This is a genomic window from Cupriavidus sp. DL-D2, from assembly GCF_039710735.1.
In the GTDB taxonomy this organism is placed as follows: Bacteria; Pseudomonadota; Gammaproteobacteria; order Burkholderiales; family Burkholderiaceae; genus Cupriavidus.
This window is the reverse complement of record NZ_JBDKXK010000059.1, coordinates 12,862-25,680: the sequence shown is the minus strand read 5'-3', so window position 1 is coordinate 25,680 and position 12,819 is coordinate 12,862. Positions and strand designations below refer to the sequence as shown.

The window sequence follows — 12,819 nt, the reverse complement described above, 5'->3', positions numbered from 1 at the left end:
GGCATGCTTGCCGCGACTCTGCTAGCGCCCCGTGGACAAGGGCGAAAATAGCAAGCTAACAACCTGAACCCGGCCTCGCTGCCGGGTTCTTCGTTTCTATGGCTGCTGTTGCGGTCCTGCCCGCCACGCGAGGCCTGCGGCGATGGCTTCCTCGCGCGTGGGGTAAGTCTCGCTGGGGCCGCTGGTGATGTTGTCAATGCGAACCCACGACTCCCACCGGCCGTCCTTGCGCCAACTGGGCACAGCGGCAACGCCGTTGCGGCGGCGAGCGCATGTGCTGCCAATCCTGTTCTTTGTCTCAACAACGCAGGCATTACTACCGGAGAGATTGTCGCTGGCGGAGCTATGCCGGCCGGAACGGGAGCGGTAGTGACCGCAAGTGCAGTCGGCTCGCTCGTGGAGGGAGAGGCCGCCGCTCTAAGGCGCCTGGCGCAGAATCCAGCGGGGCCGACGTTGACGGGCAAGGGGTCGAGGACAATCCTTCAATTGCAATCTCAAAGGAGGATTGACGAACTTGCCTGCACAGTTCAACAATCCCGCAGTCCAACCAAAGGATCTTCAAATAAAGTTTGGATGGAAAGGTATTGAAAGCGGACCCGGAGGTCAGCTTGGGCGCGCCAGTCTATGCGGGAGCCACAACCGCCGACGTGATGAGCTACTTCAGAAAACTGGCTGGTGTCGACGAGATGCCAACAGTAAGAACGGTGGCGGAAAAAGGCGATGTTTTTTCGGCAACCACGGAATCCGGTGCAAAGATAACGCTACGTAATTTTTCGACATCTGGCCAGCAGAGTGGTGCATCGTGGACCATTGATGTAATCGATGCATCGATAAATAGCGGGCGTCGGGTGGAGATCAAATTTAAATGAAGAATGATGAACTGATTGAACGCGTCCGTCGTAGTGCATTTGGGCTTTCGATGGGTGCCATCTGGCAACATATGACGGTTGGTCTAGAGTCCGAGGGGATCTGTGTGGACAGGACTGCGATGTTTTTTTCCATACTGCGAAGCCTCATGTCGGCAGGAGTTGTGAGGCTCGGCAGTGGTGGCATCATGCTTGCCGGAAGCGAGGAGGATCAGCTTGCCCTGCTCAGGCCTTCGTGGCCCACGGAACCCAACGAGGATGATCTTGATGGCTTTGGCATGTGGTTTCTAACTGATGCGCCGGCTGGCGTTGTCTGGGTTGACGCGAACGGAGCGGAGGTATGGACTTAGATGGTCCATGAACATCTTAACTTTGCCAACTGAGCGATCGCCATGTGCGAGCTGTTCCAAGCTTATAAAAATTTTTGGTGATAAATATCAAAATAAGCGTTTACGATAATAATGGTGCGATTGTGCGCCCTCGATGAGGTTGGAGATGGAAGACAGGACAAGTTACTGTGAAATGAAAGCTTGGCTTCTCGAAGCTTGCCGTTATCCGTGATGGCGCAGGTCCCGTTGCCTTCAGGTCAAGCCGCCGCCCTGACCAACGCCGAGCAAGACCAGCGCAACCGCCAGCAACGGGAAGCCCGCGAACGCGCCGCAGCGGTGAATGCCCCTACAGTCCGCGCCGAGGCAATCGCGCGCGCTGAGTGGAGGTCCGCCGGAAGATCTTTGGGGACTTCCAGTGCGAAGTGGTCAACGCGGAAACATGGGGTTTCCGTTGTCAGCGCCGGATACAGTCGGCTGGCGCGTCCACTTTTTTTGCCGATGGACCCCTTTGCATTTGCGAGGCAGTGGCTAGAACACTATCAAGGCCAGTGCGTTGGCAAACAGGGCGTTGAAACATTGGTGAAGGGCCTCTCGCAAACGATCCTGTCGAAAGGCTACGTCACCACCCGCGTACTGGTGCCCGAGCAAGACCTGTCATCGGGCACGCTGAAACTCGCGCTGATTCCCGGCGTCATCGGCGATATCCGTTTCAGTGATCCTGATTTGTGGGGCACGTGGAAGACTGCTTTCCCGACGGCGCCAGGCGAACTGCTGAACCTGCGCGATCTTGAGCAAGGGCTGGAGCAGATGAAGCGTGTGGCGAGTCAGGATGCTACGCCAACGTGAGGGGGTAATCCGGGATTCTGGCGGGCGATGGTAGCTTCGACATTTACGTCAAAGGACACAAGCGGTGTCAGTCCGATGATTCCGCAGCACGAGATTGCCGGGCTGGGCGGTGGCAATGCTCTTGCGGATGCGTCGGGGGCGGGCCTGTGCGGCCGACAAACTCGCGTGAGTGGGCACCGGAGTTAGTTCGACGAGTGGGACGATTATCAAACTAAAGTGAGTCTGTCGTGGAAAATGAACTCTTGAAAAACAAACTTCGCGGACTCCATTTTGCGATGGATCATATGTCTGACGTCGTCAAGAAGATTCGTCACAACCGTGACAAGATTGATTTGTCAGCGTGTTACGGTAGTCTTGCCGCCGATAATTTGATAATTGGATTTTTTAGGTATTTTGTCGAGGGAAACGTTGATGATTTCAAACAACATCTCTACACGGCTTGCCAACTAAAATTGGCGGAATTTGCAATCAATAGTCATCAGCGATTCGAAATCGGGTACGAGATACTTTTTGCACTTTTTTCTGATTCGCCTGCCATGATCAGGGCTGTGGCAAACTTTGAATCGAAGGAATTTGTTGATTCGTGTGAGAACCCTATTCGTCCGCAATTTAGAGTGCATATGTGGCAGCTGGCACTGCGAGGGGAATACGTCGCACTGGAAGATAAGATACGCCGGCTTGCGAAGAATGGCCGCAAGCCGGAGCGAACGCTTGCTTCGGAAGGAAGTGACTTTTTCTCATTGCTAATCAAGAATAGCAAACCGGATCTGGAAGCGCGCATAAAAGAGGATGCCAATGCTCAGAATGCGGACGCCATTACGGAGGGCTATATCTCGTTTCCGGCTGCCTTGGAGGCAAAGCTGTGCTGGTATCGAGGTATACAGGTAGGAGTTGATCATCCTTTGGTGCCGATGGAATTGATGCCAATCCTTCCACTCGAACATTATGCTGAAGTCTACGATTTTCTCTCGCCTAACTATGTGCCGTCATCCCGTGGTCTTATTGGAAGGCTGTCTGATTTTTTAAAAATCTGACTCGCCGTTAGGTAGCAAACATGTTGCTCGATAATGGCTATCGTCTGGTGGATGACGGGGCGACCAAAGGGTCAAGCGGTGATAGGTATGCTGTCGCGTATATCAGCCAGAATGCGGATAATCTGTTCACGGTAACGGTGCCTGAGCGGTGTGGACAGTCTCCGGATAGCATTATCGATGCACGCAACCAACCTAGCATGAGCCCCGATATCGCTCAGCGCGGAGTGAGCCGTGCATACTCGGCAGATTCTAAATCTGGCGTAAAAATCAAGAGTATTACGCTTATCACTTCCCAGAGAAGCGTGTACGTTCCGAGGTTACCACAATGACAGCAATGATGACTGGCTATCCGACGGAAAGCGAGTTGCGTGAAAGAATGAAACGTCAACTCGCGAGGCGGGGGGGCAACGGAGAATGTTGCACTGCTGTGGCATGGATATTTATCTGGCTTATTGGAATGGGGGATAATTGAATTAGTCGTATTTGATCGACTTAGCTCCTTGCTTCCAAAAGTCGGTCGTAAGGAGATCGTAGAATTATCGATGGATGAGTGTATTTCGCCCGAACTTGAACGCGAAATCGAGGAATCAATGCGCAAGCCTCAGTAACGCCGAATCCGGTTAAGAAGTCGGGCGCGGTATCGCGGGGGCATCTTGGAACATTCGGTTCGATTTCCGGGCAATCCGGCAACCAAAGACGTTATTTCGCGATCTATGGCAAATGACAGGCGCGGTCTCATGGTGCTTGGTTCGGTGGCGCCAGCTATTGCGACTGGCTGGGTTCACTTGATAGCAACGTTAATTTTGCTGGAGCACAGATAAATACAACTAGGCAAGGGAATGGTCAGCTCACAGAGCTAAATTCTCTGCTGCGTGGTGGCGCATTACACGCGCAATTTTTGATTCCTCCGGCTGAGCGCCTGGAACATTTGAAGCCCACTACGCTGCCGCGGCAACTTGGATATTAATCATGGAAAAAATATGCAGCGTCCTTGAGATATGGGACACAGGTGCAACCTCCTCTAAGGAAGAGCGTGAAGCGGCCAGCGATAGGATGCAGTGGTGGGATGACTTCTATGCTCGGACTGGTGCGAGAAAGATTGTAGGGACACGAAGGACTTATAAAGGGATAACATACGAAGATAAAAATCGTCCAGTACCGGTCCCCGACATGTCTGGGCTGGTTTACGCTGCTCCCGACTTGAAGAGTTGGACCGTTTTAAATCCGGACGGTACACGAAGATTTTGTATTGCCGTCCCAAAGCTCAGTGAAAATTCTGTTCCGCAGAACGGCGAACTTGGCATTCCGAAGCACATGAAAGGAGACCCGACTAACGTAATGTATGGAGAGGGTAGCGACGGTGATAGATGTGATTGCCGATTCATGTTTGATATGAACAACGGGGAATTAGTCAAGGTTGAATTCCTGGGTAAGCACTGGTGAAAATAAACTTCCATCTGCGCCAGCGCGCTCTTCCCTATCACGGGTGACTCAGGCTCCATCCTCTCCAATGTTCTAAGGAGTGCAAGCGGCGCACCCTGCGTTTCCTTGTTTGAAGCAGACGAATGTCGATGCAGCGTCTGTATTCGGTACTAACAAATGAAGCTTAAATCTATCCTAATTATCGCGAGAGGCATTCTCTCACCCTGGATACTTTACGCCATCGCTTGGTCGCCAAAGATCTTGGGATTCAACGTGGATGCGAAGCAACTGCATCTCGTATTTCTATTTTGTCTCTACTTCATGCTGGGGCTAATCGCAATTGGATTCGTAGGTTTCGTACTGAGGGTGTTGCATCGCGCTAATTGTAAACGTTGAAATTTTTCCTTGGCATCCTCTCATTCTCCATAATGCCGATGTCAAAAAAGCCGGGCGATGGCAGGCGTACCTATTACCATTCTCATTCCGGCAATCCGGGGCAGGGCTGCATGCGTAGAAAAGGACAGGCAACGTAGCTATGAAATTGAAAAAACAAAACTTAGAAATTTCATGCGACGGAAAGTCAATTTGTTATTCTGATAAAGAAAATAATTTAATATGGAGAAATACTGCGCCGAGTCTTGAAAAATGGAAGTCGCTTAATCGTGGCTCGCAAACTATTGAATCTTTAGAGAAGGGAGTCTATCTTTGGTTGAACGGAATAAGCGCGGAAGAAGTAATCATCGTATTTCGTCCATATAAAGGGTTGGACTTCAATTTGGTGTATTCTGCATTAACCGGAGAGTTGGTGAGAATCCACGAGGCGCGCTAATAAACTTAGTGTGCCACGGTAGGGATCGGAAACCTGAAATTCGCGATGTTGAAGCGGAAATGCAATATCCCCCTTCTTCCAATTAGCCGAATTTCCGTTTAGAGATCATCACCCCTCGCCCCATGCCCGCCCGGCATGCCTGCCATGAATGCCAGTCCATGGCGTCCGAGGCATCTGCCTCCCATACTGCGTAGTTTCCAAAAACTACAAAACACATACCGTGAAGCGCAATTTAATTCGGATGGGTCTGATGGCCGCCGCATGCATCCTTACCTCCATGGCTCACGGGGAGGTTATCAAGCCCATCAAGGACTCGCGTGCCGACATCGGCGGTGCGATATTCAGGCAGCCGGAAGTGAAGGTGGAGCGTGCGCCGGATGGCTCGGTGTCGGCGGATGCGCAGCGCTATACCTCGGCGGATGGTGCCTTTCAGACGGGCATGTACAAGTCCGGACCGTTCCGGGAAGAGATCGCTGCGAACCCCGGTTTTCCGTATGACGAGTTCCTGTATTTCGTCTCGGGAAGCGTCAAGCTGACATCGTCGGATGGCTCGTCGATGACGGTTCGGGCTGGCGAATCCGTGACGATCCCGAAGGGATGGAGCGGGGTATTCGAGACCCAGGGCTATACCAAGATCTACGTGGTGTACGATGCCGCCGCGGTGAGCGAAGCAGCCAAAAAGTAGCGCAAGAAGTCAGTCAGCAACGCCGCCGTTTGCCACGACCCGGATCAGCATTTGGCGGAACATGGCGATCTCTTCGGGGCTGAATCCCGCGAAGCCCCTGTGTGTGACGTCGATGAACACCGACGGAAGCCTCTGGACGATTGCATGGCCTTCATCGGTCAGCGTGAGATGCACCATGCGGCGGTCGGCCTCGCCGCGGCTACGCGTGATGAGGCCGCGCCGCTCCATGCGATCGACCAGACGCGTCACGGCGCCGGCATCGATGTCCAGCCGCCGGGAGAGTTCGGTAGGTGTCGTGGAGTGGCCATTTGCCAGCATCATGAGGCAGCATGCCTGCGCATGCGTCAATCCCATATGGCTGGCTCCCTGCTCCACGTACTGGGACAGCGTGTTCTTCGCGCGAACGAGCAGATAGGCAATATTGCCGCTCAGGTCAAAGTCACCGGCATCGATCAGGCTGCGCGGGACTGTGGGCAAATCTGTCAATGCGTGGCCTTTGCGCAAGTGGCCTGTTCGTGGGGCTGCGATGCCGTGGCGTTGGCCTGACGCGCGGCTGCCCGGGCGCGCTCGATCACTGTCCAGTCCGGGCCGGCGAAGGCCGAGATCGACAAGCTGGTGAACGCCAGTGCAATGAGAACCTTCATGAGTCGCATATCCGGAATGTTGAGGGTGCCGATGTGAGGCGAGATTGTGGCGTCCGTAGAGATTGCGAGCCACCCACGGACGTTCATAACTGTTATTGCGTTTCTACATATCCTGCCGGGCGCAAAGCATCTGGACGCTTCGACGCGTTGGGTTGGTCGTGGTCGCTCACGGTCCAACCTCCACCTAGTGCTCGATATAGCGACACACTGGCTGCCAACTGGCGCCGATGAATGGATTCCAGCGCGCGCAGGTTATCGAGCGTGGTGGCTTGCACGACACTGACATCGAGATATGCAACGGCTCCCAGGCGATAGCGTTCGGTCACCTGCTGGAGCGCGCGCTCCGATGCCGCCACCGCCGTCTCCTGGCTTCTGGATTCATCGGCGAGAATCCTGAGGGCGGCGTAGTTGTCCTCCACGTCTTGTACTGCCTTCAGGACTGTGTCGCGATAGTCGGCGGCACTGGCATCGAATTGCGCCTGCGCGCTGTTCACCCCTGCTTCACGCTTGCCGCCATCGAACAGCGTCGCGGCCAATGCCGGTCCCACGGCCCAGAAGCGGCTCGGGGCGGTTAGCCAACCCGCAAGGCCGGAACTCTCCAGGCCGCCGTTGAGATTCAACATCAGGGTAGGGAAGAACGCTGCGCGCGCCACGCCGATCTGCGCATTGGCCGCCGCCACGCGTCGCTCTGCTGCGGCGATGTCGGGCCTGCGTTGCAGCAGCGTGGCGGGCACCGCATCGGGCGTGGGTGGCACCTGAAAGCGCTGTCGGGCGTTCTCGTCCGGTACGGAGAAGGACGTTGCAGGCTCCCCGACCAGTGTGGCCAGCGCATGAAGAAGCTGTGTGCGCGCCAACTGTGCATCGGCCAGTTTGGTTCGAGTGGTTTCCAACTGGCTGCGCGCCTGATCTACGTCCGATTCTGCAACGATGCCGCCGCGATACCGGTTCTCTGTCAGTTGCAGCACGGCTTCATAGGTAGCTATCGTCCGCTGCAATAACGCCGCGTCCCTGTCGAGGGAGCGGATGCCGAAGTAGTCAATGGCGGCTTCTGCCTGCAAGGCCAGGCGCACCGCAGCCACGTCATCCACACTGGCTTGCTCGCGGTCCTTCGCTGCATCCACGTTCCTTCCGATACGGCCGAACAGGTCGGGCTCCCAACTCGCGCCTAGTCCCAGCAGATGATCCGGGGTGGTCCGTCCAGCCAGCGAATGGCCCAGCACGTTGGCAGACAGATGCGTGCTTGTGACGCTAGCCCCGGCGCCTATCGTAGGGAAGTAATCCGCTCTCGCCGCTGCAACCTGCGCGCGCGCATCGTGCAGCAGGGCGATCGACTTCATCAATGTCGGACTGCCGGCGTCGATGCGTGCGATCAGGGTGTTCAACGTCTCATCCTGATATGCCTTCCACCAATCTTGCGTGATGACCTGATGGACGGTATTGCCCGCCTCGCGATACGCGGATGGCATTGGCATGTCGGGCGCGTGATACGGAGCCGACGCGCAACCCGCCAGCACGACGCAGGCCAGCAGTATCGAGACCCCCTTCATGCCGGTGCTCCCTTGGCCTTGACGGCGGATGCGACGCGGACAGTCGCGCCAGCCACCAGTCCATCTCCAGGGTTCGTCACAAGTCTTTCGTTTCCCTGCAGTCCGGCAAGGATCTCGACGTGAGAGCCGTAATCGCGACCGAGCGTTACGCGGCGTGTGGCCAACCGGTCCTGATCGTCGACGATCAGGACCGCTGCGCCATCCTTGCCGAACCTCAGCGTGTTGGCCGGCACATCCAGACCGGCATGCGGATTGGCGATGACGAGGTGCACCTCCGCATAGGTGCCCGGCAGTATTTCCACCTCCTGGCTGTCTACGTCCAGTTCCACGCGCAAGCTGCGTGTGACAGGATTGATCGCGCCAGCCGTGCGCGCCACGGTTGCCGGGTAGCGCTTCGCGGGTGATTGCGGCAACGTCAGCCACGCCTTGGTGCCGGGTTCCAGTGCTGCGCTGATGTCCTGTGGCACTTCTGCATAGACGCGCAGCCGTGACCCTGCCGACAGGTGGAAGAGTTCGGGGCCTTGGCCCGTACCGCTTCCAGCATCCACCAATGCCCCCGTGTCCACGTTGCGCTGCGTGACCACGCCGTCAAACGGCGCGCGAATCTGCGCGAAGCTGGTCAGTTGCGCAAGTCGGGCCGTGTTGGCGTGCGCGGCGCTCAAGAGGGCCGCCTTGGCGTTCATGTCGGCAACCTTCTGGTCGGTATCCTGCTGCGCCACGGAGTTCGTCGCCTGCAGGGCCTTCCATCGCAGCGCGGTAGTCCGGGCAAGGTCATACTCGGCCGATGCCGTGGCCTCGGTGGCGCGTGCCTGGCGGAGCTGGTCGGCAATCTCGGGCACGTCGATGTCTGCGAGCAACTGACCTGCTTTGACCGGCGTACCGATATCCACGTACCAACGGCGCAGGTATCCGCTCACGCGTGCGTGGATCGCCGTGTCCTCGTAGGCGCGGACGTCGGCAGGGAGCACGATATCGTAGGCCTGCGCCCCATTGCGCGGCGCCACCACATTGACGATCGGTATCTGCGTTGCCTGAACGCGTTCCTGCAAGACCTTCTGTCCGTGCAAGCGTGGCACAAGACCGACTGTCAATGCCGCCGCAGCAGCCAGTGCCATGACAAGCAGCGCAAGCAGGCGCCCACGGGAGCGGCGCATTGGCGTGGTATTCGTTTCCAGCGCGCCTTCGGAAGGGTCTTGCGGCGGCTGTTCAGACGCGGAGCCAGATTGGGGCGAACTCATGCCGTGCCTTCATGAAGGTTGGGAGAAGCTGCGGGGCGCGAGCGCGCTGCCATCCAGCCGTGCAGCGCAGCGAACAGCACCGGTACAAGCACCAGCGTGGCAGTCGTTCCGAAGGCGAGTCCGCCGATGACCGTACGGCCCAACGGGGCGTTCTGCGCGCCGGCTCCACTGGAGCCCAATGCCATGGGGACCATGCCGAACAACATCGCCAACGCAGTCATCGCGACTGGACGGAAGCGGCTGAATCCCGCCTCGAAGGCGGCGTCGCGCGCCGATTTGCCGGCAGCGAGCAGGCCCCGAGCATGACTGATGACGAGAATGCTGTTGGCGGTGGCTATGCCGACGCAGATGATGGCCCCCGTCATTGCGGGAACGCTGATAGTGGTGTGCGTGGCAAAGAGTATCCACGCCATGCCGGATAGCGCCACCGGAAGGGCTCCGACAATCGTCAACGGATCGAGCCACGACTGGAAATTGACGACCATCAGCAGGTAGACCAGCACGATTGCGATGGCCAGCCCGGTCAGCAGCCCGCTGAACGATGTGTGCATGGTTTGCACCTGGCCGCGCACGATGATCTCCGAGCCGGCAGGCAGATGAGGCCGCGCCTGATCGACAATACGCTGCACATCGGCAGCCACACCTCCGAGGTCTCGTCCTCTCACTGCGCCAAAGATATCGAGTACGGGCTGGACGTTGTAGTGCGAGACGACGCCCTGCTGCGAATACCGCCTCACGCTGCCAAGCTGGCCGATTTCACCTGCCCCGCCTTGCTGGGGCGCATTGACCCCCAGGCGGACGGGAATGTTCGATAGCGTCTGGAGGGAATCCATCGCGTACTGCGGCACGGAGACGGCAACCGGATAGCTGACGCCATTCTTCGGATTCAGCCAGAAGTTTGGCGAAGTCTGACCGCTTCCGGACAACGCGATCAGCAGGTTCTGCGCCACCTCACGTTGCGTCAGCCCGGCTTGCAACGCCCGCGTCCGGTCTACGTCGATGGCCAGGGCGGGTTGGTCCGCCGGCTGCTGAAGGCGAAGATCGGCCAGCCCCGGCACCGCCGCCAGGTTGCGCAGCAAGGAGTCCGCAACCTGCCGGTTGCCATCCACGTCATTGCCAACGATCTGGATGTCGATCGGTGCGGGCAGGCCGAAGTTCAGGATCTGGCTCACCATGTCTGCGGGCAGGAACGCGAAGCTGACACCTGGGAAGGATGTCTGGAGCGCAGCGTCGAGACGTTCCACGAGCGCTGCGGACGAACCAGCACCGGGATTCAGGGAAACAAGAATCTCGGCATCGCCCGTGCCGATGGGCAGCGAGGAGTCGTAGGTGAGATTGATGCCGCTTACCGGCAATCCAATGTTGTCGACGATGCCGCCGACATTGCCGGGCCCGGCAATGCGGCGTATCTCGTTCTCGACTTCATCGGCGATACGCGCCGTCTCTTCGATGCGCGTGCCAGTGCGGACGCGCATATGCAGTCGAAGCTCTCCGCTATCGATGGCCGGGAAGAAATCCTGTCCGAGAAACGGCACGAGCGTCATCGAGCCCACACACAGCAATGCGAATGCCAGCGCGGTACGGCGCGGCGCGGCCAGTGCGGCCGACAGCATCGCGGAATACTTGCTTCGCACGCGCTCGAATGCCGCTTCAAAGCGCTTGTGTGCGACATCGAACCAGTAGGCAGGGCCTCGGGTAGCTGCCGGGCCGCGCCCTTCGCCACGCAGAAGATAGTGCGCCAACGTGGGAATCAGCGTGCGTGACAGAAAGTACGAGGCCATCATGGCGAACACGACGGCTTCGGCCAGCGGTACGAACAGATAGCGCGCCACGCCGCTCAGCAGGAACATCGGCAGGAACACGATGCAGATGCACATCGTGGAAACGAGCGTAGGTAGCGCGATCTCGCCGGACCCGTCCAGGATGGCCTGCTCAAGCGGCTTGCCCTGTTCCCGATGATGCGCAACGTTCTCGATGGCCACCGTCGCGTCATCCACCAGCACGCCCACGGCAAGCGCCAGTCCGCCGAGCGTCATGATGTTCAGGGTCTGACCGAAAGCGGCGAGGGCGATCAATGCCGCGAGGACCGATAGCGGGATCGTGATCGCGATGATCAGCGTCGCCCGCCAGCTTCCAAGAAAAAGCAGGATCATTGTCGCTGTCAGGCAAGCCGCGACCAGCGCCTCGTGCAGCACGCCGTCGATTGCGGATGTCACGAAGACCGACTGGTCCGATAGCGGCTGCACATCAAGGGATTTTGGCAATCCCGCCGTGATATGGGGAAGCAAGGCCCGGATCTGGGCCACGACGGTCAGCGTCGAGGCACTGCCCGTTTTCTCGATCTCCAGCAGGGCGGAACGCAAGCCGTTGTGACGGACGACGTTGGTCTGCGGCGCATAGCCATCGTGTACCTGCGCCACGTCGCGCACAAAGATGGTGCCATCGGGCCCGGAGCGGACCGGAAGGTCGTTGAGCGCCGCAACGGTCTGCGTGCTCCCGTTCAGGTCCACGCGATACTCGAGCGTGCCAATCTTCGCTGTGCCACCCGGCAACACCAGGTTCTGGGCATTCACAGCGTTGACCACGTCAAGCGGTGAGAGGCCGCGCGCCTGCAATGCGGGCACGTTCAGGTCGACGGTGACCTCGCGCACCTTGCCACCGTACGGAAGTGGAACAGAGGCGCCTTCCACTGTCGCGAGCTGCGTGCGGATAAAGCTGTTGCCAAGGTCGTAGAGTTCCTGCTCGGGCAATGTGGTGCTGCCCAGGGCGAGTCGCAGGATCGGCACCGTCGAGGCGTTGTAGCTCAGCACCAGCGGCGGAGTGGCACCCGGTGGCATCTGCTTGAGGATGGACTGTGCGCCTGCCGTGGCTTGCGCGATGGCCCGGTTGATGTCGGCACCTGGATGGAAGAACACCTTGATAACCGCTACGCCCGCCAATGACTGCGACTCGATGTGCTCGATATTGTCGACATCCGTGGTCAGGGAGCGCTCGTAAGGCGTCACGATGCGTTGCGCCATGTCCTGCGCCGACAGCCCGTTGTAGTTCCAGACCACGCTCACTACAGGGATATCGATCGCGGGAAAGATATCCGTGGGCATGCGCAGGACGGCCAGCGTTCCGCCCAGCATGAGCAGGATCGCGAGAACGATGAAGGTATAGGGCCGACGCAAGGCGAGCCTGACGATCCACATGCCTGTTTTATCCGGTTGGGGGACTTCCGTGAAGATTCGCGAAGTCTAGGGATACCGCGTGGGGGCGTTTAGCAGCCAGATCGCAGGGCTTTTCAAATGCCACTTCGATACGACAGAATCCCCGGGCATGTACGATACGCAAGCGGTTGATCCGCAACCTGCGTCATCCTCAATCCTTTGCCCCA

The 12,819-nt window shown here is 58.1% G+C and carries 12 protein-coding genes; 7 read left to right on the top strand and 5 right to left on the bottom strand.

Annotated elements, in window-relative coordinates:
• Positions 1 to 584 precede the first annotated feature (584 nt).
• From ABDB81_RS24240 to ABDB81_RS24210, 7 genes are all read left to right on the top strand, one after another.
• Entirely contained in the window at positions 585 to 869 is a 285-nt protein-coding gene (locus ABDB81_RS24240; protein WP_137926627.1) for a hypothetical protein, read from the top strand.
• Entirely contained in the window at positions 866 to 1,216 is a 351-nt protein-coding gene (locus ABDB81_RS24235; RefSeq protein WP_346813827.1) for a DUF596 domain-containing protein, read from the top strand. Before ABDB81_RS24240 ends, ABDB81_RS24235 begins: the two co-directional genes overlap by 4 nt.
• A gap of 210 nt (positions 1,217 to 1,426) precedes the next feature.
• Positions 1,427 to 2,041 carry a POTRA domain-containing protein gene (locus ABDB81_RS24230; RefSeq protein ID WP_346813826.1) on the top strand — a complete coding sequence of 205 codons (615 nt, stop codon included), beginning with the start codon at positions 1,427 to 1,429 and terminating at the stop codon, positions 2,039 to 2,041.
• A gap of 227 nt (positions 2,042 to 2,268) precedes the next feature.
• Positions 2,269 to 3,075 (top strand): Imm49 family immunity protein, encoded by an 807-nt coding sequence (locus tag ABDB81_RS24225; RefSeq protein ID WP_346813825.1) that lies wholly within the window; start codon positions 2,269 to 2,271, stop codon positions 3,073 to 3,075.
• 969 nt (positions 3,076 to 4,044) lie between these two features.
• On the top strand, positions 4,045 to 4,518 hold the full coding sequence (locus ABDB81_RS24220) for a hypothetical protein (protein WP_346813824.1): 474 nt from the start codon (positions 4,045 to 4,047) through the stop codon (positions 4,516 to 4,518).
• 514 nt (positions 4,519 to 5,032) lie between these two features.
• Entirely contained in the window at positions 5,033 to 5,326 is a 294-nt protein-coding gene (locus ABDB81_RS24215; RefSeq protein WP_160474511.1) for a hypothetical protein, read from the top strand.
• A 250-nt stretch (positions 5,327 to 5,576) separates the two neighbouring features.
• Positions 5,577 to 6,011 (top strand): cupin domain-containing protein, encoded by a 435-nt coding sequence (locus ABDB81_RS24210; RefSeq protein WP_346813823.1) that lies wholly within the window; start codon positions 5,577 to 5,579, stop codon positions 6,009 to 6,011.
• Positions 6,012 to 6,020: 9 nt separating this feature from the next.
• On the opposite strand, the gene ABDB81_RS24205 is transcribed toward ABDB81_RS24210, so the two are convergent.
• The 5 genes from ABDB81_RS24205 to ABDB81_RS24185 all read right to left on the bottom strand — a co-directional run bounded on the left by ABDB81_RS24205 (position 6,021) and on the right by ABDB81_RS24185 (position 12,634).
• Positions 6,021 to 6,515 (bottom strand): MarR family transcriptional regulator, encoded by a 495-nt coding sequence (locus ABDB81_RS24205; RefSeq protein ID WP_346813822.1) that lies wholly within the window; start codon positions 6,513 to 6,515, stop codon positions 6,021 to 6,023.
• Entirely contained in the window at positions 6,494 to 6,655 is a 162-nt protein-coding gene (locus ABDB81_RS24200) for a hypothetical protein (protein WP_346813821.1), read from the bottom strand. Before ABDB81_RS24200 ends, ABDB81_RS24205 begins: the two co-directional genes overlap by 22 nt.
• Before the next feature lie 92 nt (positions 6,656 to 6,747).
• Positions 6,748 to 8,202 (bottom strand): efflux transporter outer membrane subunit, encoded by a 1,455-nt coding sequence (locus tag ABDB81_RS24195; RefSeq protein ID WP_346813820.1) that lies wholly within the window; start codon positions 8,200 to 8,202, stop codon positions 6,748 to 6,750.
• A complete protein-coding gene (locus ABDB81_RS24190; RefSeq protein ID WP_346813819.1) occupies positions 8,199 to 9,440 on the bottom strand; it encodes an efflux RND transporter periplasmic adaptor subunit in 1,242 nt (413 codons plus the stop codon). The genes ABDB81_RS24195 and ABDB81_RS24190 overlap by 4 nt, the downstream gene beginning before the upstream one ends.
• Positions 9,437 to 12,634, bottom strand: coding sequence for an efflux RND transporter permease subunit (locus ABDB81_RS24185; protein WP_346813818.1), 3,198 nt, complete (start codon positions 12,632 to 12,634; stop codon positions 9,437 to 9,439). Before ABDB81_RS24185 ends, ABDB81_RS24190 begins: the two co-directional genes overlap by 4 nt.
• Positions 12,635 to 12,819: the final 185 nt, after the last annotated feature.

Coding starts and splice junctions, on each gene's coding strand:
- ABDB81_RS24210 (WP_346813823.1), top strand. CDS start 5,577: ATGGCCGCCGCATGCATCCTTACCTCCATGGCTCACGGGGAGGTTATC.
- ABDB81_RS24220 (WP_346813824.1), top strand. CDS start 4,045: ATGGAAAAAATATGCAGCGTCCTTGAGATATGGGACACAGGTGCAACC.
- ABDB81_RS24190 (WP_346813819.1), bottom strand. CDS start 9,440: ATGAGTTCGCCCCAATCTGGCTCCGCGTCTGAACAGCCGCCGCAAGAC.
- ABDB81_RS24230 (WP_346813826.1), top strand. CDS start 1,427: ATGGCGCAGGTCCCGTTGCCTTCAGGTCAAGCCGCCGCCCTGACCAAC.
- ABDB81_RS24235 (WP_346813827.1), top strand. CDS start 866: ATGAAGAATGATGAACTGATTGAACGCGTCCGTCGTAGTGCATTTGGG.
- ABDB81_RS24195 (WP_346813820.1), bottom strand. CDS start 8,202: ATGAAGGGGGTCTCGATACTGCTGGCCTGCGTCGTGCTGGCGGGTTGC.
- ABDB81_RS24200 (WP_346813821.1), bottom strand. CDS start 6,655: ATGAAGGTTCTCATTGCACTGGCGTTCACCAGCTTGTCGATCTCGGCC.
- ABDB81_RS24185 (WP_346813818.1), bottom strand. CDS start 12,634: ATGTGGATCGTCAGGCTCGCCTTGCGTCGGCCCTATACCTTCATCGTT.
- ABDB81_RS24215 (WP_160474511.1), top strand. CDS start 5,033: ATGAAATTGAAAAAACAAAACTTAGAAATTTCATGCGACGGAAAGTCA.